The following is a 22,171-nucleotide window of genomic DNA, read 5'->3' on the forward strand; positions in this document are numbered from 1 at the left end:
AAACCACGTTCCCCCAGCCGTTTCAAGCCTTTCAAAAAGCACACCGTAATGTACCAAATCTGATGGCTTGGAACTACTAGGGGGAAGCCAATTAGCAGAAGTGCTAAGTGGTTGCGAGATAGTGGCTTACGAGGCGGCCATTTTGGACGGAGCGACCGTGGCGAAGAAGAGCCGAAAAGCGACGCGAATTGCCCCCTCGCCAGCGCGAAATCCGCTCGTTCCTTTGAATTTAGTTCAAGTCGGAACAGGCTGGCACTCGGCCCCTTGGGGAATCCTTGGCCGTTTGTTCCACCAGCTCGATCCACGCTTGAAGCGATGCTTTTTCTTCAGGTGTTATCGCATCAAGCAGCTCCCTTTTCAGGGCGATCTCCAGACGCCCTGGCTGGAAATGTGTCAGACCTATTCCGGACAGAACGAGTTGCTTGGAAGGGCGAAGACTGCGTTTCATATGTTCGATGTAGATTGGAGTGACCTCAAAAGATGGGTCCACTTGCTTCAACCAATATGCTCCGCGGATCACCGATGTCGTTTCGTCATACCGTATTATCTTCAAGAGATGGGGCCGAATCACTTCTGGATCCGCTTTTACCATTTGCAAGAGTTCAACCACCCCGCCAGGTATGTCGCGTTGTTTCAAGAGAAGCAAAAGTGCCGGAACAATCTGCGGTGCTAATTGCTCGGGGTTTGGTTCAGAACGCAGCAACTGTCTTAGGTCGTGCATTGCATAAATCGCCACCGCACTTCGTGGGTCACGTACCTTCTCAAGCAGTACGGGAATCGCTTGCTCTTTCAGCGGCGATTGAAAGAGCGGAGATACTCCTGTGGCATGCACAGGGACACCACTTTCCATCAAAGCAATAACATCCCTGGCTAACACAAATGCCTCCTCGTCCGACTGCCGTTGTTCTTCTCGCAACGCTTGAATCGACAGTTCCAACTCGTGGTTGCGCTGTCCTTGTTGGTTGTAAATCCTCCAGAAAGAGACTGCCAGTGACAGCACAATCATACCGCCGATAATTCGGTAGTACCATCGGTATAAGTTGACCGCACGGGTTTCAGCAGACACTATTCTTCCTCCACTTGCTGACGAGGAAGATCGTACGCCCGCAGCGTATGCAGAGCCCGTTCTGCAACGGTCTGGTTGGAATCTTGTGTAAGAGGTTTTGCGAATTCTCGAATCTTGTGTTCAACTTGTTCAAGTCGCTCACGATGAACGTACGCTGGCAGATTCTTCAAACATTCAAGGATGCGGACTTGGACAATCACATCAGATTGCGGATACCGCTCGATCAACCGGTCCACCAATTCACTCAGTTGATTATCATTGGCCTGCAAATAAAAATGAATGGAGTCGTTCATCAATGGAATATGCATGTAATGAGGTGATGGAAATTGGCCGCGCATAAAAATGGAAGGAGAGGGATACTCAACCAAAAACATCACCCTTTTCGGTGTTCGCCAAACTCCTTGTTTCTGCTGTAGCGACTGAATTAGGCGATTAAGTTTGTCATGCCGTATTTCCGCTTCCGAGAACTCCTGAGCGACCATTGCCTGCTCGGTCATCAGCTCTCGATACCGCTTCTCTTGAGTAGCGAGTGCTGAGTAGCCCCCCAGCCCCACCCCGGCGATCGTGGGAATCACAAAGAGTAAAAACCTCAGTGAGAACTGCGGCCTGCGTGGTCGAGGGTGAGCTTCATCTGGCGTCATATTGCCCTTGCGATGTTCTTGCAATCAGGGTCGTTCCGCAGTTCATGCCTAACGAAAGTCTTGATACTTCTCAAACAACGCATCCGCCTCGTCCTCAGGCATATAGTTGGGTAGGCGATGCAATATGGACCGCCACTGCGAGTGCTTTCGCTCGATCATTTCAATCAGCCGAGGGGCAATATCGACGTTCGGGTTGAGCTCTGCCAGCACGTAGGCGGCATACGGGGCGAAAGTGTCTTCGTCATCCATCATCCGCGATCGCAGACCGGCTAGAATCGCTTCGTCGTTAATCTTCTCGTCTCGAAGCCAGGGCAGCAGCTTATTGAAACCGACAATCGATCGCCGATGCAGCAGCTTTACCAATCCATCGCGGTAGTCTAGCTCATAGCGATCAAAACGTGGTGATGCCTGAGCAAATTGAAGCAACCGCCAGGCACGTTGCCGCTTTTCCTGTTCTTCGTGATCCAACATCTCGATTAATTGCGGCACACTAACTTCATATACAGGAGCTTCCGCCGAGGCAATGGAGCGGGCCTGGTCCTCGAAGACGCGAGTTGGATGCGAGTTCTCGATGACGCTAAGCACGTCCTCAAAGCTATCGAATCCTTTAAATGTCTCGATCTGATGGAGCCGAATCTGAAGGCTGGCGAGCTCCCCCTGCTTGCCAGTTGCATCGGATCGAAGTGGCTGCAATTCCTGCTGCCATCTCGCACGATCGATTCCCCAGCCTATTGCCAGGATTAGAAGAAGTACCATCGCCAGAACACGAAAGATGCGCCCCTGCCCGTTCATGTCGTTTACTCCGCCTCACCGGGAAACATTTGCCGGCGTTTTAACTGGCTTAGTGTTCGCGCGAAAAATTGACGGTCTTGGTCATGGGTGGCTTCGACCAGTTGCTCTTTCAGGAACGCTTCCGCCTCGGGCGCGGACACCCTTTCTGGCAGTATCGCCGCCGCCAACTCCCAATTCGACTTGCGATTGCGGACCAACTGTTTCAATCGCGCAACGGCTTGATAGTCCACGTCGATCGCTTCGATTGCCAAGGCCGCGAAGACCGCAGCCGGATCGTCGTCGTTCGCTTCAATCTCCTGAAGATCTGAGAGCGCAATACGAGCTTGTAGACCGATCGATTCCAGGGCTTGAACGGCCGCGATCCGAACCAATTTATTGTTATCCTTCAAACGCTCCACGAGTGCTGGCACCAACAACGAGAGATGCGTCTGCATCTGCTCTGGTCGATAAACTACCAACGCATGAAACGTCCGAATCATTTCTTCGCGTACGGTGTCCTCAGGAACTTCGAGATACTCAAGCGAACGTGGGATGGCTTCGTGAAATAAATGCTCTGGAGCACTTATCAATTGACATGCTAGGCCAAAGGCAAAACCGGTCCGAAAGACCCGAGACGCTCGCTCGTGTTCACGAATGGCCTCTAGTTGCTGTAGGAACACTTCCGTCGATTCCGGAAAGTCTCTCTTCCTCAAATATACCCGCGGAATGACGTTCTGGGCCGTTATACGCAAGCTGCTCACCAGATCGGGATAGTACCGATTCACTTCAATCTGATCGGTCAGTACGACGATCTGCTCGTCCATGACGGCTATTTCTGTCGGCAATCGCTCTAAGTCGTGGACGGCCTGGGTATGGGCCCGAAACCAACCCAGCGCTAACGCGCAGACTAAGATCCAATAGGCGGCCCAGCCAAGTCCAAACTGAAATTTCCAATGCGTTGCGTTCATGATTCACCTTGGCGGACGTACTCTTCAACATCGCGCGGCGACTGAAGGACACCACCTGGCGGCTGGTCGCCCAAGTATCGCAAGATACCTTCGTAGAGCCCTCGCAGCTGCGGATCCGATGCTTGCTTCTGGGCATTCTGATAGCTTTGGCGAACTTCGGCCGGGGTGAAGACTTGCTGTAAGCGGGTCAGCGTCGTCTTCCAGGGGTCGACATTGGCAAGAATATGCCGCGTCAGAAGGGGCACGACATCGCATGCAGGGTCCATGCCGCGGGCACTTCCAATCGTGGGGGATAAGCTGGCCCAGTTTCGTTCATCGGCCGTTTCCAAGACCACGGGCGCTGCCGCTTTGGCGTTGGATCTAAACGGCTGAAGAACAGCGGCGGCGTGCATTTTCAAACGCGGGTCCCTAAGTGCTGGAATCACTGCCGGCACGACCAAGGGGGCAAAGATTTCTCGGCTGTGATTCTCTGGATGAATGAGCATGAGGCCTTGCAGGGCCTGCAGTTTTACGAACGGGCGATCGTCCTTAAGCTGTCGCAAAAGCGCCCCAATGATTGGTCCTTTAACGTCCTCGTGGATATTCAGCGGGCTAACGCGAGAGGTCGTCAACGACCACCCTGCGTCGAGCTTGGCCACTACCTGTTGCCCCTGGTTGTCTAAAGTCGTCTTGAGCAGATCGAGCCGGATTTCCAGCTTTTGATTATCGATCATCAGGGTGTGGTTCTGCAGAGCGACAAGTCGAACCTGCCCGAATAATATCGCTGCCATCACAACGACAATCGCCGCGGAAACGCCTGCTATCCAAACATGAGTCTTGTGGTTGGAAGACTTGCTCATGGCATGGCCTCCTTGCCGTCGGAAAACTCATCGAGGTTAAACGCCTGGCGTAGCCGCTTCGCCTGCTTTCTCAAAAGTGGATTAGCATCTGCTGGAACCACGTCCGCCAAACGCCGGGCATCCTCGGCCAATGCATTCACATGACGGGGAGCATTAACAGGAACGTTCACCGCGAGGTCTAAGATTGAATACTTGTTCGAGTCGTCGCACTTGGGATACGCTTCCCGCATAAGCTTCAGCAGACGATGCAAATCAGCTTCATCCGCCTGTAAGAAGAACCTGTTGACGTCGTGCCATAGCGGGACTTCATAAAACCCTTGCTCTGGCGATCCTTCGTTCTGATGGTAGTTCGTTAAGTAGTCGACAACCGCGTCGGCCGTTTTCCAGTGGTAGACTTGCTGGTAAATTTGCCGATCGAGTTGCTGCACCAGTGCGATCTCCGATTCCATCGTCGCAATCCTATCGTGCAGGACTGCCTGATGGGCGATGAGGTCGGCTCGTACTTGGGCTTGCTCTTGCCAATTGGCGTAGATCGCCGATCCCAACCCGGCGACGGTGGGAATGACGAACAAGAGGAACCAGAGCGGGAACTGGGCTCGTTTCGATGGCGGCTGTGCTACGTCTGGCTCCGTCTCAGGCATTCCATTTCCATTGGGAAGGACTTTTGGGGTGGAGATCGCTTCCACGGGCGCCCCTCCTGGGAATAGGGTTGAGGCAACTTTCACCCTAGTTTTAATGGCTCAGCCCAAGTCTTTCCATATTTTTTGCCAATTCCAGGCAACCCGGGTTAAGTCGCCTCGATAACCATTTTGACTCGACGGGGGAAACGGGTCACTCACTCGCGGCCGCGAGACAATTCAACGAGGGGAGGATCGCTGGGCACCTGTCAGGCAGACGGACCCAGCGATCGTGAATTTGCCAGCGTCTTGGGGAAGACACGCAGGCAGATGCTAGGCATCGACCGTGGCCGCATCGAATCATCGGGGGTTGATTCGATGATGGCTGCGGTCGAGTTATTTCTTGCCATCTTGTTCGCGTAGAAGCCTATAACTGATTGAATCATTTCGCGGTTGCGTCCCGCTCCGCTTCACGCAATTTAATTCGATGAGATCACCCTCTAAGAGAATGCGACTAACACGTCGTACATCGCATGCGAACCGGCCGCGATACCAAACCCGCGCAGGGCAAAGATCGACGCGAAGATCAGGCCGGCCGAAAGTCGAAACAGAAACGTATAGCCGTCGATCGGATCGCCACCGGGGACAAAGAAATTGTAATGCGCCGCGGCGAATACTAGGCTGCTAATGAGCATGGCCGCGAACGTCGCTATCAGTTTCGGGAAGGCAAAACCCTGAATGAAGACAATTAGCACTGGGATCAGCATCAAGCGAAACAGCAGTTCTTCGTAGATGCCGGCTCCGAAATAGGCGACGACCTGCTTGGCGGTCGTATTCACTTCTGGGCCGGCACTGGCCGCGACGACCTGCATCTGCATGACCGATGCCTGAAAGTAGGCCAGGCACAACAGCAACAGTCCCAGCACCATCGATTCAGCGGCCATCAACGGTAGGTTGGTCGGACGAAACTGCCACGGATACGACTTCAAATGATGCCAGGCCAGAAGAATGGAAATGGTCAGCACTGGCAGTAGAAAGTACTGTCCCAGCCCCATCAGCCCCAGGAACTGCCGTAGCCAGACATCGACGCCGTTGCGAATGGCATCGGGACCAAGCATCAGCACGCCTGTTTCATAGATGGCCAGCATCGGCAGCACGAAGACCAAACTCGTCAGCGGTCGAGCGGTGGCCTGCCAATAGCCGAGCGGTTGTGTTTCGAGTTCCCCTTCCGGAGCGGACATGCGCGGGTTCTTTGCTGGCAATCGTTGTTCAAGCGAGGTTTCCACTACTATTCCCGTCGGAATTTATGCCAGCAGCACTTGATTCCTCGTCGCCTGACTGGAACAACTGTTACGACCGGATATCGCCCACCCCCGTGTTAGTTGTCAGCGTGGAAACTCCCTTGAGCGACTCAAACGTCTCGTTAAATACCGTCTTCGAAAAGCTTCTCGAATATTACGGCCCCCAAGCCTGGTGGCCAGCGGAATCGCCACTGGAGATCATGATCGGCGCCGTGCTGACGCAGAACACCTCTTGGAAGAACGTCGAAAAGGCGATTGCCAATCTGAAAGACGCCGACCTGCTGCATCTGGGCCGGCTCAATGGGACCCGGCAGGAAGAATTGGCCGAAATCATCCGACCTTCAGGATATTATCGTCTGAAAGCCAAACGGCTGGCCAATTTGATCGATCACGTCGTGACCCGGTACGACGGGGACCTGGAGTGGATGTTTTCGCATGACGTGACGAGCCTGCGCGAAGAATTGCTTGGCATCAACGGCATCGGCCCGGAAACGGCGGACTCCATTCTTCTATATGCCGGCAACTTGAAGACATTCGTCGTCGACACCTACACAGCTCGCATATTGAAGCGGCATGGCTGGATCGAGTGGGAAGCCGACTATCACCAGATTCAAGACCATTTCGTTAGCCAAGTGCCCAGCGAAACCGAGCATTACAACGAGTTTCACGCGCTGATTGTCCGCGCCGGCAACCAGTTCTGCCGGAAAACACCCAAGTGCGAAGGCTGCCCTCTTGCGTGTTATCTGCCCGAATCAGGCATCCAAGAGCCGGAATATTGATCGGTGCTTGGCAGGATTTTTTACCAATCCCCCACAAGCCGCAATTAACTACCCTTTAACGGTCGCTCACTTTCCATTCTCTAGATGGCCACTTCTTGAAACGCATCCATCGGCGTGTCAGAATCATTCCTTACATCTTTTGCGACTTTGCGTGCCCCTTTTTGTTTTGAGCCGGAGTTGAAGCAAGTATGAAAGTTGTTCCCCTGGGAGCCAATGTGGTCGTGCGGCGGTTGGAATCGGAAGAAACCACAGCCGGCGGCATCGTCTTGCCTGGAAGTGCTCAAGAAAAGCCGAAGCAGGGTCGTGTTCTGAGCGTTGGTGATGGTCACGTCCTGAAAGATGGCACCAAGACACCACTAAGCGTCAAAGAAGGCGACCAAGTGATTTTCAGCAGCTGGGCTGGTACGGAAATCAAAGTGGAAGGGGAAGAACTCCTCATCATGGCGGAAAGCGACATTCTAGCCGTTCGCGGCTAAGCCGTTCGCCAGCAAACCTAACGCCATCGAACTCGCTAACCCTATGACTATGAAGGGGTTAGCTGCCAAGGACATAGGGTATTTGATCGAACGAGCAACCGATTCAATGAAGAATCTGTGATGGATCGGCCTGGTCGATGCTCAAGTCGTATATCCGGAACTTCTCTTAACGCTTTGCCTGAGTCTGCGGCGGCTTTCATTTCCGCCGAGTGGTTAATTGCCCTTTCTCGGTCTACAATTAGGTACTCCATGCTTGGTTTCATGGTGAGCATCGTGGTTCACCCTGGGCTTCGCAACGGTGCCCATTCGGGGTCGATGCTCTGCCAATTGATCCCCCGCGCGGTCTGCCAATGCTTTGGGCAGCTACGAGCACCTAGCAACCCGCCCGATGACCCCTGGCTTTGTCATCCGCGTTGACTTGTTTTCCCTAGAGATTGAGGTCTCCTACATGTCTCAGTTGCTCGTAAGTCCCTTACGTTATTGCTTGGCGATGCTGCTATTGGCTTCGCTGTTGATTACGCCAGCTGTTGTTCGCGCAGCCGACAATGCTGCCTATGAAAAGGCCGTTCAGAATGCCGTCACCTATTTAACCAATCAAGGTCAGGCCGCCGACGGAACATTCAGCGGGAACACGGGTATCGGCGTTACGGCTCTTTGCACGCTCGGTCTCTTGGAACATGGCCGAACCCCGCTCGACCCGGCCGTCAAAAAAGGCCTGGCCGCTTTAGAAAAGCATGTGAAAGAAGATGGCGGTATCTACCTCGAAGGGACCCGTCATCGCAACTATGAAACATGCCTGTGCTTGCTGACCTTTGTTGCTGCCAACAACGACGGCCAGTACGACAAGTTGATCGGCAACGCCAATAAGTTCCTCAAAGGCCTGCAATGGGACAAAGAGGAAGGCAAGAGCGAAGACGATGCGTTTTACGGTGGTGCCGGCTACGGTGGACACTCGCGTCCCGACATGTCGAACACGACCTTCCTGATGGAAGCGCTGAAAGAAAGCGGCACCAGCGCCGACGACCCGGCCATGCAAAAAGCACTGCTGTTTGTCAGCCGCTGCCAGAACCTGGAATCGCCACACAATCAATTCGAGTTCGCTCCGAAGAACCCGGATGGCGGCTTCTATTACACGGTGGCCGCCGGCGGAACCAGCCAGGCAGGCCAGACCGCCAACGGTGGTCTGCGTAGCTACGGCTCGATGACTTACGCCGGTCTAAAAAGCATGATCTACGCCGGCGTCGACAAGGACGACCAACGCGTTCAAGCAGCCGTTGCTTGGCTCGGTAAAAACTACGATACCGAGCACAACCCAGGCATGGGGGATACCGGTTTGTACTACTATTACCACACCGTTGCCAAGGCCTTGGAAGCTTACGGTGAAGATGAATTCGTCACCGCCGATGGCAAGTCGCACGACTGGCGAAAAGAGTTCACCGAAGAGTTGATCAGTCGCCAGCAAGAGAACGGCAGTTGGGTCAACGACAAGGCCGAACGCTGGATGGAAGGTGACCCCAACCTGGTCACCGGGTACTGCCTGTTGGCATTGGCTCACCTACAGAAAGACGCCGACTAGACGCGGCCCTGGATAAGCTACGACAAAGGTCCGGCGAAATGTTTCGTCGGACCTTTTTTTGTGCGTATTGACAGGTGGTTATCGGAACCGCCTGGTTATATCTTTCGCAGCACGAAGACCGCGTCGCTGATTTCGTCGTCAAACGGCATTGGATCATCGATATCGTAGTTGAAGTCGTACACCTCGCAAATTTCAAACTCTGGCAACTTCGCCATCAAACTACGAAACTGAGTTGGGTTATAGATGCGATAGGGATATTCGGCCTTGAGTCGTAATTGCTTTTCGCCGTCTTTGACTTGCAGGTGAAACAGCAGGGTTTCTAGTCGCTCTTCTCGACAAGAGTCAACGACTTCTAACGTGGTCGTCACTTCCACCTCCCCGTCGCGATTGGTCCAATGCTCCTCGCACTCTGGGTCATCGTAATCTTGCAAGATATGAAAACCCAAGATATATAGGCCGCCTGGCTTCAGGGAACTAGCCACACTGTGAAAGTGGCTTTCCGCTTCTTCTTCGGTTAGCAAGTGGCGAAACGTATTGAATGTGCACAGCACCGCGTCGAGCGGGGGCTCGATCTGAAAGCTGGCCATGTCGCCAGACACGGTCTCGCCGTTTAAATCTTTCTCGTATAGCTGTCGGGACAGATAGGCCAGAGACGCCTCGTTATTATCTAACCCCAGCATATTGAACCCGCGCGTCGCCATCTCGACGACGTTGCGTCCTCCGCCACATCCGATATCCAGCACGCGCTGTGTCTCTTCCAGGCCAAAACGCTTGAAAGCATCTTCGAAGAAGTCGCACTCCAACTCTGTTTCGTCCTGAAAGGACAGATCCCAGTACTTGGGATAGTCGTAACAATCGACCGTTTCAAATGGAGTCAAGAGATTGTTCTCGTAGAAGGGGAATCGAGCCCGATGGGCAATCTTGCCATTGTGACCGGATTCACTGCCGTTCGATAGGAGCAAAGAGGCCAATTGCTCGAATGCTATGAAAGTAGTCACCAGAAGAGTGCAAGCAGGGCCTGGACTCGGCCTTACTTTGTCGAAGCATCCAGTGAGTTTGCGGCTTCTACGACCGATTTCTTCTTGATATCGACCATTCCATTCGAATTTCGCATTTGCTCGGTCGAGATCGTGTTGACCATCTTTCGCAGACGCTCGGTAGCGGCGCGGTCTTTAGCCAGGCGAGGCGAAACCAACAGCACCGCATCGTAAGGAGGCAACACGAACCGTGGATCGGTCAGTTCGACGATCTCGTCTGAGGCCAGGCGACCATCAGTGCGGTATCCCACGATCACATCCGCGTCGCCGCGTTGCAGTGCGCCGTACATCAGTGTTGCGTCCATCGATTTTGTATTACCGAACTGCAGGCCATATTCCGATTGCACGTTCTTCCATTCCGGCCGTGACCAGAATTCGATTTCACAGGCCGCCGTCAAATTACCGGAATGGGTAGCCAAGTCTTCAAGAGACTTGATCCCCAATTGCTCGGCTTGTTCCTTTCGCATGGCGAAGACGTAGTCGTTACTGAAACCAAGTGGCCCTAATGCCAGCACACCACTGCTCTCTTTCAAATTGGTGGCGATATCGATCAACATCTCCGCAGAAGAAACGTTGTCGCTCCGCTGCATTTCATTGGCCCACAGCGTTCCCGAGTAATCGACATAGCAGTCGATTTCGCCACGTTGCAGCGATTGCAATACAACAGTAGATCCCAATCCAGCTTTCACGTCCGTCTGGCGGTTGGCCTCTTGAAGGGCGTCTTGCAGGTGTTCAATCAAAATATACTGCTCAGTGAATGGCTTACCACCAATCACGTACGGTTTCTCTTGGGTGAACTCGCTCGCTTCGGCCAGGTGATCTGTGGGCGTGATCGTTGGATGCGGCTGCACAGCTTTCAGCAACAAAGGGCTGAGCGCGACGGCGACCATTCCTCCGATCGAACCCAACGCCCAAGCCTTGCTGCGACGCTGCGATGCTCGTTCAAGCCCACCCAACAGCATGTCTAGTAACAGGGCCAGTCCGGCTGAGAACACGCAGCCAACAAGCAGCGCCACTGGATTGGTCGTTTGCAAACCGGCGAAAATGTAGTCGCCTAGGCTCGTCGCTCCTACCGGATAAGCCAGCGTTGCGGCCCCTACCACCCAAGCCGAAGCCGTCCGAATCCCTGCAATGATGGTCGGCGACGCCAACGGCAATTCGACAATACGCAGCCGTTGCCACTTATTCAGCCCGATACCATTGGCCGCTTCGATACAGCCAGGGTCAACCGTTTTCATGCCGGCGATCGTGTTTCGCAAGATTGGCAGAATACTGTACAGCACCAACGCGATCCAGGCTGGCAAAACACCCGTTCGATTCAAAGCAAATACCATGATCGCCAGCAACGCCATACCAGGAATCGTTTGAATGATATTGGCGATTGTTACGACTACCCGCTCGGCTTTGGGCCGACGAGCACAAAAGATCCCCAGCGGAATGCTGATCAGCACGCCAGCGAGGATCGAAGTGAACGCAAGGAAGATGTGCCCGCCAAGCCGGTCCGGCAGAAAGCTCAGTTGATACGGCACGCGGGCCCAGAAGTCAGCGTCGAACATGGTTCTATTCTTATCATCTCGCCGCTGAAGGACGAGGGTTAGGTTAAGAGGTTTCTGGTAGTCGGGTGGGTCAGACGCTAAGCTCTCGCAAGAGTTCGCCGTGGCGGCGGGGCGTTTCCAATAGCTTGGCAACATAGTCGTCGCCTGGATCTTGGAGAAGCTCTTTCGGGGTACCGATGCGTAAGATCTCGCCCACGTTCATCACGGCGATCACGTCTGCCAGCAGCAAGGCTTCTGCCATATCGTGCGTGACAATCACCGCAGTCAAACCGAGCGAACGTTGAATGCGGCTGAATTCGATTTGCAGCGTATCGCGGGTCACCGGATCGAGTGCCCCGAACGGTTCGTCGAGCAACATCACCTTGGGCTGGGCGGCTAACGCTCTGGCAAATCCAACGCGTTGTCGCTGCCCTCCAGAGAGCTCGCTGGGCAGTCGCGTGGCGAACGTTTCATGAGGAAGGTCGACCATGTCTAGCAGTTCGTTCGCCTTGCTCGTTCGCTCACCTGATGAGACACCTTGCAGCTTCAAAAGCAGCGTGACGTTGTCGGACACATTCATGTGCGGCAAGAGTCCGATGCTTTGAAACACATAGCCAATCCGACGACGCAACTGGACGGGATCTTGCTGGGTGATATCTTCTCCGCCGACCAAGATTCTGCCGGAAGTGGGTTCGATCAGACGATTGATCATCTTGACCGTGGTACTTTTACCGCTGCCGCTCCCACCGAGAAGTGCCAAGACTTTCCCCTCCGGCACTTCCAGCGAAACGTTCTGCACCGCGAAGGTCTTGCCTCCGTCCCACGATTTGCAGAGATTTTGAAGTTGAATCATCGGCGTCTCTCTCACCTCTTAGAAGTTCAAGGGGCTAGGAGCTTTGCTATCTAGGCCACGAACGGATGAAGACATCCGCCCATCATTTAATAGCGAAAAGGGGAGACCGTTAGGACAAAAAGTTTTTCGCTACCTCACGTAGAAGATGCAGCCTAACCGATCACTTCGCCGCTGGCCTCCCCTTCTTTTTCCGATTCCTGATCCGCGGGTTTCTGGTCGGCCTTGAAATCTTCGTCTTTCTTCTTGTCTAGCAACGGTTCGAGTTGCTTGATCAGCCGCTCGTACTGCTCTTGAATGATCCTCACGTCGGCCGGGTGATGCTTCTGCTCGAGTGCCCCTTCCATGGTCAGCCGCGCTTGACGCTGCACATCTTCGGCATGATCTTCATGTGTTACGGCGTTGGCGATACGCTGATAGCCTTCCATCATCCGCTGCGATACTGCCGCGCTGCTGATGGCATAGCTGCGCATTTGATCGAAGGCCGCGTGCATCACGCTGGAAAAATTCTGGCAGTCGGCGATCAAGCGAAGATGGCCATCATGATCGAAACGATTGGGTGCAGGCATTTTCCGCTGAGCTAACTGAGCCAAGGCCGACGACAGCCGGTCGATGCAATTGACCGCCGTGTAGGGATCGTTGATGCCAGGGCTGAGCGCACGGACCCCCATTTGCGAAAGCTCGTGTACCGAGCAGTTCACGTCTTGCCACGGCGTGCGATTGTTGCCAATGTAAAAGGCATCGTTGATCGCATGGATCACTTGCGCCTCGTCAATTTGCCCCCGCGCGGCGACCTTGGCCAGCGTTTCACCATACGAGAGAAAGTCACCGGGGCGTTTGGGAAGTTCGATTATTAAATCGTGCCGGGTCGCCAGAGCGATCAGGTCGTCCCCTTCGATTCCCTGAATATAACCTTCGCGCGTCGACTCAATGGTGATGCCATCCTTCAAGGCCTTCCACTCCTGATCGGTAACCTCACGCTCGTGGGAATTCTCTTTGGGTGGCGGATCGCCGATCATGTCAGGAAAGATCCGCTCCATCGAATGCCGTAGGTCCGTAGCCAAACTGGCTACAATCTCAGGTGCTTGGGCGATCATCGCAACGTGGTGGATGAAATAGAGCAAGATCATCAGACTTCCCAAAGCAAATAAAATCGCTGCCATCACGGACAGATGGGGGATGAAGAAGTTGTCTTCGCCTAACTTACGCACCATCTTCAGCACCACCAGGCTATAGACGGCCGTCCCCATGAACGCCCCAATCGTCCATTGGGTTGTCCGATCGCCCAGTCGGCTGCGCAGCACGCGTGAACCAAATTGAGAAGATGTGATCGAAAGGGTGACCATTTCCATCGAAAGCACCACACCAGCCACAGTGATCATACCGCCGGCAATGGTCGACAAGACAGTTTGGGCTCCGTTGGTGGTCGTTTCCAGCCAGAAGGAGTCCTCCCACGACCTTTTCAAAGAAGAGTCAATCCACAACATCGAAACAGCGACGAACACTCCGCCTAGTGTGCAAATCACCGGCACAAACCAAAGACTGTGCTGTAAGCGATTCCAATAATTCAACAGTTTTTTCGGAGTCCACATCGAGGGGGTCACTATGGGAGGTACGTTGCTCGCCCAGCATCTTCTGGCTGAAGGTCTTCTCGATCATAGACAAGAGAAGGTGCAGAGACGAACACGAAATCAATGGCAACCAGTTGACTTTTATATTACAAACCAAGCGGTTTGCCGTTTGTCCGCAAGCAATGCCCCCCTCCCTATGCCAATCATCTAGCGGAAATAACCAACTCTATTTACAATCCGAAGCACTCTGAATGTCAGCCTCAGCCACCACGATTACCTTGGAAATCCTGGATCAATCGAGATTCCATGAAGAAGAAACGTGAATACGAGCTTTGCGCTGGACGGTTAAAAGCACTTGCCGATCCCGATCGTCTGCGGATTGTCGAGCAACTCTTCTCAGGCCCAATGAACGTCAGTCAGTTGTCGGAAGTCCTTAGCGAAGAGATCGTGAAGATCTCGCACCATCTGGGTGTATTGCGGCACGCCGATGTTGTTCAAACTGAGAAACAAGGGCGTTTCGTTATCTACTCGCTGCATCCCGATGTGGCCGCGGTCGGCAAAGATGAGTCAATGGAACAGGCTCGCCGCATCGACTTCGGCTGCTGCTCGATTGATCTGGAATCGATGTAGCTTCTTTCCGCGCGAAAGTCTTTGACGCAGCAAGCAGGGAATTCCATAATCGAAACTTCCCAAAGTCCCGGGAAACTCAATCCGAAAACGCAGGGCCTCTCTGTCTTCCCGGTCCGCTGTGAGAAAACAACCATGCCGCGCTTCCATGTGGAAAAATCAATCGAAATTGCTGCGCCACCGCAAACAGTTTACGAGAAGGTCGTTGACTACGGTACCTGGACGACATGGTCCCCCTGGCTGTGCGCGGAACCGGATGCCCAGGTAACCGTCAGCGAGAACTCGAACTCTCAAGGTTCCCTCTATAAATGGTCCGGCGAAGTCGTCGGAGCCGGTGAGATCGAGCACCTAAGTCTCGACCCGAATCGACGGATCGAAGATGAGATTCGCTTCCTGAAACCGTTTGCCTCGAAGTCCGACGTCGCGTTCGACATCGAGCCATCCGGACTGGGCACCAAGCTTACCTGGCAAATGGACGGCTCTCTCCCTTGGTTCATGTTCTGGATGACTGGCATGATGAAAGGCTTCATCGGAATGGACTACGAGCGGGGGCTCAAGATGCTTAAAGAATGGATTGAAACAGGCACCATCCATAGCAAGACCAATGTCCTAGGTATCGAAGAAGTCGGTCCGATTCACATGGCCGGGGTGCGGCGGTTGAGTTCGCTAAAAGATATCGGCGGCACAATGCAGGGAGCTATCAACGAGATGATGAACTTATACTCCCAACACAATCTTCCCTGCGAAGGGCAATTAATGGCGGTCTATCACAAGTTTAATATCGGCAAGCAAACCTGTGACTTTACGGTCGGCAAGCTACTGTCGTCCAGAGACATCGAAGTGCCGGCTCCGCTTGAAAAATGGTCGTGCCCTCAAACCAGAGCATTCTGCGTCGAGCATCTAGGCGATTACAATCACCTGGGCAACGGCTGGAGTGCCGCCAATCAGCACGTGCGGTACAAAAAACTGAAGCCTCATAACTGCAGTGCGTTTGAGATCTACGAAAACAATCCGGACGAGACCCCGATTGATCAACTGCGTACAAAGATCTACCTTCCACTGAAGTAAATTCTTCCCTGCCCTTTCATCGGCGTGCAACTGCGCGTCTCCAGGAGTCGTGCATGAGCCAGGACGTCGATCAGATTCAACAGACAGAGGACGGCGGCCCCGACTGGATTTCGATTGGTGTTACCATCGCCTCAATCATCCTCTTGATCGTCTTATCTCCTTGGGGGCTTAACGTTCCGCTTGGGTTTCTGATCGTTCAAGTTGTATTGATCTCGATCGTCATTTGGCAAGCATGCGATCCCTTCGCCGATGCAGCCCAATGGGTCGGCGAAACCCTTCGCCTGCCAGGCTCGGTACGCGGAGCCACGCTCGATGCCGTGGCGAGCAGTATGCCGGAACTGTTTAGCGGCATCTTCTTTGTCGTGGTTGCCGTGATGAATGTTCCGACCGATTCCGTTGCGGCGATGGCCCAGACCGGCGCCGAAGGCTACGGCAGCACCCTAGCAACTTGTGCTGGCAGCGCCGTCTACAATATGATTCTGATCCCTGCGTTTTGTGGAATCTTTATTTCGATCTATCGTAAGTCGAAGCCGACTATCGATGTCGAACCGGAAGTCATTTCACGCGACGGCATGTGGTTTATCCTTTGCGAACTCGTGCTGATTATCTTCTTGTTCAACGACCGAATGTACTGGTGGATGGGACTCGTGTTCATCGGGATGTACATTGCCTACGTTGTTCACCTGTTTATCGATGCCAAGCGTTATCAGCATGCGATGGATGCTATTCACGCGCATCTCGGCGATGTCGGCCACGATACGCCTACTGAGCAAATCGTGGCTACGCTGCAAGAGGAAAACATCAAAGCCACACACATGCTGGTCGAAAAGATCAAAAGCTCGGCCGATGAAGATGAGGAAGACGAAGCGGATACAGCCGGAGTCTTTTACGGAATATTCAACGTCCGGCTCAATGGCTTGACGGCAACTCTTGTTCTGCTGGCTTGCACAGGGGTCGCGGCAATCTCGTGCTACTGGTTGGTGGAAGTCACCAACGAAACAGCACACGTTTTAAACGTACCGGTCTTCTTTGTGGCAGTTATTCTCGCAGCTGCGGCATCGAGCGTGCCGGATACCTTTCTTTCGATCGGTGCTGCCATGCGAGGTGATGACTCCGGCGCGGTTTCCAATGTCTTCGGCTCGAATATCTTCGACATCTGTATTTGCCTGTCGATTCCGCTGCTGGTCAATTCTTACTTGATCGACTGGCAGCCGGTGCTCTTAGTGCAAAATGGCAAACCGATCGAGGGTCTGGTCGATCTTCGTTTGTTGCTGATCACGTTTTCTGCGATCACCTTGTTTGTACTGTGGCATCGTCGCCAGTTAACGCGTGCCAAGTCCTATTTCCTGTGCTTCTTGTATGCCTTGTTTATCGCTTATGCAATTGCCGGATCGTTCGGATTCAGCATCGTGGGAATGTTAGGACTCTGAGTAAAGATTGCCTGAATTTGCACCCTTATTTTTGCTCACAAAATTTAGAGGCATCACGCCGATTTCTTTTGTACGATGGCTACCGCCGCGATACTTGCGGAATCACCTTTTGAAACCCTTTCTTTTCGAACTTCCTATCTACTACAACTACTGACGATAAAGGGAATCCAGACGATGGGATTACTTGATTCATTATTTGGAGGAATGGAAGGTTCCTCGAAACTGACTCCACAAGAATCGTTCGCCGGTATCCTCATGGGGGCCAGCGGATGCGACGGGCACATCGCCGAAGAAGAAGTGGATGGGCTGGTCACGTGCCTGGTAAGGATGAAACTGTTCCAGCGATACGATGGCCGGCAGTATGGAAAAACTTTGAATAAGCTGCACGGATTCATGAAAAAGAAAGGGGTCGAATCCCTCATCGATTCCTGTACAGAAACACTACCCAAGGAACTCGCCAAAGCAGCGTTCGCCAATGCGTGCGATATCGTGCTGGCCGATGGGGTTGTCGAACCAGACGAAAAGGCCTTCATCGATCGACTGCGCGAGAAACTGCAGATCGATAGTAAAACGGCCAAGACGATCGCTGAAGTGATGGTCATTAAAAATAAAGGGTAGCGATCACACGTCTCTTGAGCGAACTTCCAGCCTTCCGCCGATTGGGATTTTTTTATGTCACTATTCGATGATGTATTAGACGACTCGTCATTTGCCCCGGAACAATTCGGACCGCAAGAAGGATTCGCAGGCACACTCCTTGCCGCTTCCGCATGCGATGGCCATATCGCCGATGAAGAAGTAGGGTCGTTGGTCACGACGTTGACCCGAATGAAGATGTACCAGCACGTGCCGCCACACAAATTTAATTCGATGATGGATCGCCTGATGGGCGTTCTCAAACGTGGTGGCCCTGAAAAACTGATCGATTCCTCGGTGCCAGTTATTCCTCCGGAACTCCGCGAAACGGCCTTCGCCAATGCGTGCGATATTGTGCTGGCCGATGGAATTGTCGAGCCGGATGAAAAGGAATTTATCGATAGCCTGATGATTAAGCTCGAAATGGACAAAACTCGAGCCAAGACCATCGTGCAGGTCATGATCTTTAAGAACCAGGGCTAATGACCGCCGCAATTCAAAGTGCCGTGCCCACCGATTCGCGTGGGCACGTTCTTCTGTGACTGGTGCGTTATGCGACCGGAATACCCTGCAAGGGAAACAACGGTCGGATCTCGACCGTACCTCGTTTAGCGGCCGGAAATTTTTCGGCAATGGCGATCGCCTCGTCCAGGTTCGGCACGTCAACAATCACGTAACCCCCGAGCTGTTCCTTCGTTTCGGCAAACGGCCCATCGCGAACTTCGGTTCGCCCTGATTTGGCACTAAGGCTGGTCGCCGTGCTGATTGCCTGCAACGGCGAAGCACCGACGAACTTCCCTTGCGCGACCAAATCTTCGCATAGCCCGATCGAGTATTGCATCTTCTTGGGCAACTCTTGCTGGGTAAAGACGCCTTCGGTGTGGTACATGAGAAGGATGTATTTCATTGTAAAACTCTTAAAAAGAATCGATTTCTGTCACGCTGCAATCGGTAGCGAACAACCAATAGTCGTCTGACCAAACAACATTTCGACCTTCGTTTCAAAAGTTTGTCCGTCAGACAAGCGTGCTGGTGGCTGAAAACTACCACTACATGTCCGTTGGAAGCAATCTGGCCCCTAATGTGGGCTGCTCGATTCGATATCTCTCAGCCGTTGTGACTAAAATGGATCTTCGTGCTTCCCTTCAGCATTTCCCCCTCACTCCTTCTGGAAGAACCTTGCTCATGAAGTCTCTGCTGCCTGCTTGGGCCGGATTGTTGCTGGCTTGCGTACTCACGTCGTTTGCCTCGGCCGAAACCAAGAATCCCAACATCATCGTCATCATGGCCGATGACCTCGGCTATGGTGACATCGGTTGTTACGGTGCCAAGGCGGTCCCTACGCCCCAAATCGATGCGTTAGCAAACGACGGCTTGAAATTCACCAGTGGCTACTGTTCGACTTCGACCTGTACACCAACACGGTTCGCATTTTTGACCGGCATGTATGCGTTCCGCCAGAACGGCACCGGTATCGCGCCACCCAACGCAACCTCGATTATCAAGCCTGGTACCACGACGATGCCCGATGTCCTTCAACAGGCCGGCTACAAAACGGCGGTCGTAGGTAAGTGGCACCTAGGCTTAGGTGCAGGGGATGGTCCGGATTGGAATGGTGATTTGAAGCCAGGTCCGCTGGAACTGGGCTTCGACTACTGCTTCCTGCTGCCCACCACCAACGACCGCGTACCAAGCGTGTACGTCGAAAACCATCGCGTGCGTGATCTCGACCCCAACGATCCATTGTGGGTTGGTCGCACCAATCCCAATGACCAGCCTACCGGAGTGACCGCCCGCGACACGCTGAAACTCGACTGGAGCCACGGACACAACAACACCATCCACAACGGCATTGGCCGAATCGGTTTCTTCAGTGGCGGCAACGAGGCCCGTTGGCGCGATGAAGATCTGGCCGACGAGTGGGTCAAGAAGTCGAACGAGTGGATCCGCGCGAACAAGGACGAACCATTCTTCTTGTTCTTCTCGTCACACGACCTGCACGTGCCGCGCATGCCGCACGAACGTTTCCAGGGTAAGACCTCCCTCGGACTACGCGGAGATGCCATCGTGCAGCTTGACTGGTGTGTGGGCGAACTAGTGAAAACGCTCGACCAGTTAAACCTGACCGACAACACCATGATCGTCTTCTGCAGCGACAACGGCCCTGTGCTCGACGACGGTTACAAAGATGGAGCCGTCGAAAAGCTTGGCGACCATCAGCCGGCAGGTCCTTATCGCGGTGGCAAGTACACGCCGTTTGAAGGTGGTTGCCGCACGCCGTTTATCGTCAAATGGCCAGCCGTGGTGAAGCCAGGGCAAACCTCTGACAAGATGATCACCACAACCGACCTGGGTGCCACCTTCGCCGAGATCGTCGGTCAGAAAGTCCCTGCCGGGGCATTGCCCGATAGCGAGCCCCTGGAAGCCACGCTGCTAGGCGAAGCGAGCGCTAAGGGACGCGACTACGTGGTCGAAGAATCTCCCCGCGGCATTGGGCTGCGAAAGGGAGACTGGAAACTGGTTCGCCTAGGCAAGAACAAGAACCAGAGCTACTCGCTGTACGATCTTTCCCAAGATGCAGGCGAAGCAAACAACGTCGCCAAGCAAAACCCAGAGAAGTTGGCCGAGATGAAGCAGCTGCTGGCTAAGATTGAAGCTGGCAAGTAACGCGTCACTTCTTAGACTACCCCTCAAAGAAAAAGCCAGGAGCAACCAACTCCTGGCTTTTTTTCGGAGATCAACGCTTCCGATTCGGCTTCGGCCCGCCGCCTGGCAGTGGACCGGCCATGGGGGGCGTCTCGAAGAACTTGCCGTCGTCCACTAGGCGAGGATCGCCGCTGGCCTTCAGCTCTTGCATCAACCGAGCGATCAGTTCAGCTTGGACCTGCTCGTACTTCGGATGGTTGGCGACGTTGTTCATCTGATCCGGGTCCTGCTTCAGGTCGTACAGTTCCACGGCCGGTCGTTTGCCGAATCATCGCTCAAAGATCGGTTTCACTTCAGGATCGGCGCGATGCATGACCATGAAAGCCTTGGTAGGACCGGCGTCGTCATCGGGAAAGGTGACGAACGTCTTGTTGACTAGCTCGTCCTTGGTCAGCGGATTATCGCTGTCCAGATTATAAGGTGCCCCCATTGGCCAGCGGTCTGGCTTGAAGTTGATGATCAACTGATACTCGGCCGTTTGAATGCCTCGCATCGGGTAGGGCAGATTACCTTCACGAGCCATCTCGACGTGGCGTTCGCGACCCGTGAATGCGGCCGTGCGCGAGGGATCGACCAGCCCCTCTTGGTCCGACGTTAGCACTGGCCACAAGCTCTTGGCGGTCATCACCTCGGGAACCTCCTGCCTACCGGCTTCCAAAAACGTTGGGGCCAAGTCAGGCAGAATCGTGAAGTCATCGACCACGCGGCCACCACTTACGCCTGGCCCGGCTACCGCCAAGGCGACGTGCGTGCCGAAGTCGTACAGGTTGCACTTACCCTGAGGGAAACCCGGCGGACCGTGGTCACCACTGACGACAATCAGCGTGTTGTCGAGTTCGCCCGCTTCTTTGAGTTGCTCAATGAGAATCCCCAACGCCGCATCAAAGGCCTGAACCTCACCCAGATAGTCGGCTAGGTCCTGCCGGACGACCGGCTCGTCCGGCAGATACGCCGGCATCTTCCCCTTCAATTCGTCTGGGTTGATTCCCCACAGCTTCTTACCGCTGCCGGCAATCCATTTGCGGTGAACGTTGGTTGGACCAAACCAATAGCAAAACGGCTGCCCCTCGGGGCGATCTTTCATGAAGTCGGCGAAGTTACCACGAACCTGCTGATAGAGTTCGTCCTTCGCTTCCTCGGCCGACTTGCCTTGCGACATCAACGAGGTCGCACGCTGCGAGAACTGATTGAACGATCTGCCTGCTTTTTGATAGCCATACTTACCGCTGCCGTAGGGCGCATCGACTGGCGTACCGGGACTCCAAACCTTGTAAGTTTCGCCAATGTGGTAACCTCCGTCCTTAAGCAGAAGCGGGTAGCTGGGGATCGTCGGATCCCAAACCGCACCGCGAAGAATGGCCCCGCGGCCCGTTCGCCAGAAGTATTGTCCGGAAAGCAGCGAACTGCGGCATGGCGTGCACGAAGGAGCGTTCACGAACGCGTTCTTAAACAGAACGCCCCGCTTGGCCAACGCATCGAAGTGGGGCGTTTTCACCACGTCGTTCATACCGCCTGGCTCAAGCTGGCCATAGATGCCGGCCTGTTTTCCCCAGTCATCGGCAAAAGCAAACAAGATATTCGGGCGTTTAGTTTCCTCCGCGTGAAGCAGGTTGGTAAAGATCGTCAGGCAGGTAGCCGTCAGCGCAAGCAATAGGGAGCGTCGTATCATGTGGGGGG

General features: G+C 53.9%; 23 protein-coding genes. 9 read left to right on the top strand and 14 right to left on the bottom strand.

Annotated features, from left to right (window positions below; all coding sequences use genetic code 11):
• Positions 1-229: 229 nt before the first annotated feature.
• From HOV93_RS02295 to HOV93_RS26315, 7 genes are all read right to left on the bottom strand, one after another.
• Positions 230-1,066: a hypothetical protein gene (locus HOV93_RS02295; protein WP_207394811.1), complete on the bottom strand. Its 837-nt coding sequence runs from the start codon at positions 1,064-1,066 to the stop codon at positions 230-232.
• Positions 1,066-1,731 (bottom strand): hypothetical protein, encoded by a 666-nt coding sequence (locus HOV93_RS02300; protein ID WP_207394812.1) that lies wholly within the window; start codon positions 1,729-1,731, stop codon positions 1,066-1,068. The genes HOV93_RS02295 and HOV93_RS02300 overlap by 1 nt, the downstream gene beginning before the upstream one ends.
• Positions 1,732-1,755: 24 nt before the next feature.
• A complete protein-coding gene (locus HOV93_RS02305; RefSeq protein WP_207394813.1) occupies positions 1,756-2,499 on the bottom strand; it encodes a hypothetical protein in 744 nt (247 codons plus the stop codon).
• Between the two features lie 5 nt (positions 2,500-2,504).
• Positions 2,505-3,446 (bottom strand): HEAT repeat domain-containing protein, encoded by a 942-nt coding sequence (locus HOV93_RS02310; protein WP_207394814.1) that lies wholly within the window; start codon positions 3,444-3,446, stop codon positions 2,505-2,507.
• On the bottom strand, positions 3,443-4,285 hold the full coding sequence (locus HOV93_RS02315) for a hypothetical protein (protein WP_207394815.1): 843 nt from the start codon (positions 4,283-4,285) through the stop codon (positions 3,443-3,445). The genes HOV93_RS02310 and HOV93_RS02315 overlap by 4 nt, the downstream gene beginning before the upstream one ends.
• The gene (locus HOV93_RS02320) at positions 4,282-4,971 is read right to left on the bottom strand and encodes a hypothetical protein (protein WP_207394816.1); all 690 of its coding nucleotides are present in this window, start codon (positions 4,969-4,971) and stop codon (positions 4,282-4,284) included. Before HOV93_RS02320 ends, HOV93_RS02315 begins: the two co-directional genes overlap by 4 nt.
• A gap of 431 nt (positions 4,972-5,402) precedes the next feature.
• Positions 5,403-6,188: a CPBP family intramembrane glutamic endopeptidase gene (locus HOV93_RS26315; RefSeq protein ID WP_207394817.1), complete on the bottom strand. Its 786-nt coding sequence runs from the start codon at positions 6,186-6,188 to the stop codon at positions 5,403-5,405.
• A gap of 116 nt (positions 6,189-6,304) precedes the next feature.
• Between HOV93_RS26315 and HOV93_RS02330 the strand changes: the two genes are divergently transcribed.
• From HOV93_RS02330 to HOV93_RS02340, 3 genes are all read left to right on the top strand, one after another.
• Positions 6,305-6,982, top strand: coding sequence for an endonuclease III domain-containing protein (locus HOV93_RS02330; protein WP_235989689.1), 678 nt, complete (start codon positions 6,305-6,307; stop codon positions 6,980-6,982).
• Positions 6,983-7,170: 188 nt separating this feature from the next.
• Positions 7,171-7,458 (top strand): co-chaperone GroES, encoded by a 288-nt coding sequence (locus HOV93_RS02335; protein WP_207394819.1) that lies wholly within the window; start codon positions 7,171-7,173, stop codon positions 7,456-7,458.
• 388 nt (positions 7,459-7,846) lie between these two features.
• Positions 7,847-9,034, top strand: a complete 1,188-nt coding sequence (locus HOV93_RS02340; RefSeq protein WP_235989691.1) for a prenyltransferase/squalene oxidase repeat-containing protein — start codon at positions 7,847-7,849, stop codon at positions 9,032-9,034.
• A gap of 95 nt (positions 9,035-9,129) precedes the next feature.
• Here the strand turns inward: HOV93_RS02340 and HOV93_RS02345 are convergent, their stop codons facing one another.
• The 4 genes from HOV93_RS02345 to HOV93_RS02360 form a co-directional block, all read right to left on the bottom strand.
• Complete coding sequence (locus tag HOV93_RS02345; protein WP_207394820.1) at positions 9,130-10,032, bottom strand: class I SAM-dependent methyltransferase; 903 nt, start codon at positions 10,030-10,032, stop codon at positions 9,130-9,132.
• A gap of 32 nt (positions 10,033-10,064) precedes the next feature.
• On the bottom strand, positions 10,065-11,627 hold the full coding sequence (locus HOV93_RS02350) for an ABC transporter permease/substrate-binding protein (RefSeq protein WP_207394821.1): 1,563 nt from the start codon (positions 11,625-11,627) through the stop codon (positions 10,065-10,067).
• 70 nt (positions 11,628-11,697) lie between these two features.
• On the bottom strand, positions 11,698-12,459 hold the full coding sequence (locus HOV93_RS02355) for an ATP-binding cassette domain-containing protein (protein ID WP_207394822.1): 762 nt from the start codon (positions 12,457-12,459) through the stop codon (positions 11,698-11,700).
• Positions 12,460-12,611: 152 nt separating this feature from the next.
• Positions 12,612-14,048: a DUF2254 domain-containing protein gene (locus HOV93_RS02360; RefSeq protein WP_207394823.1), complete on the bottom strand. Its 1,437-nt coding sequence runs from the start codon at positions 14,046-14,048 to the stop codon at positions 12,612-12,614.
• A 285-nt stretch (positions 14,049-14,333) separates the two neighbouring features.
• Between HOV93_RS02360 and HOV93_RS02365 the strand changes: the two genes are divergently transcribed.
• The 5 genes from HOV93_RS02365 to HOV93_RS02385 all read left to right on the top strand — a co-directional run bounded on the left by HOV93_RS02365 (position 14,334) and on the right by HOV93_RS02385 (position 18,271).
• A complete protein-coding gene (locus HOV93_RS02365) occupies positions 14,334-14,657 on the top strand; it encodes an ArsR/SmtB family transcription factor (protein WP_207394824.1) in 324 nt (107 codons plus the stop codon).
• 132 nt (positions 14,658-14,789) lie between these two features.
• Positions 14,790-15,722 carry an SRPBCC family protein gene (locus tag HOV93_RS02370; protein WP_207394825.1) on the top strand — a complete coding sequence of 311 codons (933 nt, stop codon included), beginning with the start codon at positions 14,790-14,792 and terminating at the stop codon, positions 15,720-15,722.
• A gap of 53 nt (positions 15,723-15,775) precedes the next feature.
• Complete coding sequence (locus HOV93_RS02375; protein ID WP_207394826.1) at positions 15,776-17,152, top strand: sodium:calcium antiporter; 1,377 nt, start codon at positions 15,776-15,778, stop codon at positions 17,150-17,152.
• Between the two features lie 174 nt (positions 17,153-17,326).
• A complete protein-coding gene (locus HOV93_RS02380; protein ID WP_207394827.1) occupies positions 17,327-17,770 on the top strand; it encodes a tellurite resistance TerB family protein in 444 nt (147 codons plus the stop codon).
• A gap of 54 nt (positions 17,771-17,824) precedes the next feature.
• Entirely contained in the window at positions 17,825-18,271 is a 447-nt protein-coding gene (locus tag HOV93_RS02385; protein ID WP_207394828.1) for a tellurite resistance TerB family protein, read from the top strand.
• A gap of 67 nt (positions 18,272-18,338) precedes the next feature.
• Here the strand turns inward: HOV93_RS02385 and HOV93_RS02390 are convergent, their stop codons facing one another.
• Complete coding sequence (locus HOV93_RS02390; RefSeq protein WP_207394829.1) at positions 18,339-18,695, bottom strand: YciI family protein; 357 nt, start codon at positions 18,693-18,695, stop codon at positions 18,339-18,341.
• A 278-nt stretch (positions 18,696-18,973) separates the two neighbouring features.
• On the opposite strand from HOV93_RS02390, the gene HOV93_RS02395 reads away from it, so the two are divergent.
• A complete protein-coding gene (locus tag HOV93_RS02395) occupies positions 18,974-20,455 on the top strand; it encodes a sulfatase family protein (protein ID WP_207394830.1) in 1,482 nt (493 codons plus the stop codon).
• Between the two features lie 70 nt (positions 20,456-20,525).
• On the opposite strand, the gene HOV93_RS25580 is transcribed toward HOV93_RS02395, so the two are convergent.
• Positions 20,526-20,744, bottom strand: coding sequence for a sulfatase/phosphatase domain-containing protein (locus tag HOV93_RS25580; RefSeq protein WP_235989693.1), 219 nt, complete (start codon positions 20,742-20,744; stop codon positions 20,526-20,528).
• 18 nt (positions 20,745-20,762) lie between these two features.
• On the bottom strand, positions 20,763-22,163 hold the full coding sequence (locus tag HOV93_RS02400) for a sulfatase family protein (protein ID WP_235989695.1): 1,401 nt from the start codon (positions 22,161-22,163) through the stop codon (positions 20,763-20,765).
• Between the last annotated feature and the right edge of the window lie 8 nt (positions 22,164-22,171).

The organism is Bremerella alba, from assembly GCF_013618625.1.
GTDB classification, from domain to species: domain Bacteria; phylum Planctomycetota; class Planctomycetia; order Pirellulales; family Pirellulaceae; genus Bremerella; species Bremerella alba.

Bases quoted from the DNA above. Each gene is read 5' to 3' on its own strand.
- HOV93_RS02305 (WP_207394813.1), bottom strand. From the start codon at position 2,499: ATGAACGGGCAGGGGCGCATCTTTCGTGTTCTGGCGATGGTACTTCTT.
- HOV93_RS02310 (WP_207394814.1), bottom strand. From the start codon at position 3,446: ATGAACGCAACGCATTGGAAATTTCAGTTTGGACTTGGCTGGGCCGCC.
- HOV93_RS02315 (WP_207394815.1), bottom strand. From the start codon at position 4,285: ATGAGCAAGTCTTCCAACCACAAGACTCATGTTTGGATAGCAGGCGTT.
- HOV93_RS02335 (WP_207394819.1), top strand. From the start codon at position 7,171: ATGAAAGTTGTTCCCCTGGGAGCCAATGTGGTCGTGCGGCGGTTGGAA.
- HOV93_RS02340 (WP_235989691.1), top strand. From the start codon at position 7,847: ATGACCCCTGGCTTTGTCATCCGCGTTGACTTGTTTTCCCTAGAGATT.
- HOV93_RS02350 (WP_207394821.1), bottom strand. From the start codon at position 11,627: ATGTTCGACGCTGACTTCTGGGCCCGCGTGCCGTATCAACTGAGCTTT.
- HOV93_RS02355 (WP_207394822.1), bottom strand. From the start codon at position 12,459: ATGATTCAACTTCAAAATCTCTGCAAATCGTGGGACGGAGGCAAGACC.
- HOV93_RS02360 (WP_207394823.1), bottom strand. From the start codon at position 14,048: ATGTGGACTCCGAAAAAACTGTTGAATTATTGGAATCGCTTACAGCAC.
- HOV93_RS02365 (WP_207394824.1), top strand. From the start codon at position 14,334: ATGAAGAAGAAACGTGAATACGAGCTTTGCGCTGGACGGTTAAAAGCA.
- HOV93_RS02370 (WP_207394825.1), top strand. From the start codon at position 14,790: ATGCCGCGCTTCCATGTGGAAAAATCAATCGAAATTGCTGCGCCACCG.
- HOV93_RS02375 (WP_207394826.1), top strand. From the start codon at position 15,776: ATGAGCCAGGACGTCGATCAGATTCAACAGACAGAGGACGGCGGCCCC.
- HOV93_RS02380 (WP_207394827.1), top strand. From the start codon at position 17,327: ATGGGATTACTTGATTCATTATTTGGAGGAATGGAAGGTTCCTCGAAA.
- HOV93_RS02385 (WP_207394828.1), top strand. From the start codon at position 17,825: ATGTCACTATTCGATGATGTATTAGACGACTCGTCATTTGCCCCGGAA.
- HOV93_RS02390 (WP_207394829.1), bottom strand. From the start codon at position 18,695: ATGAAATACATCCTTCTCATGTACCACACCGAAGGCGTCTTTACCCAG.
- HOV93_RS02395 (WP_207394830.1), top strand. From the start codon at position 18,974: ATGAAGTCTCTGCTGCCTGCTTGGGCCGGATTGTTGCTGGCTTGCGTA.
- HOV93_RS02400 (WP_235989695.1), bottom strand. From the start codon at position 22,163: ATGATACGACGCTCCCTATTGCTTGCGCTGACGGCTACCTGCCTGACG.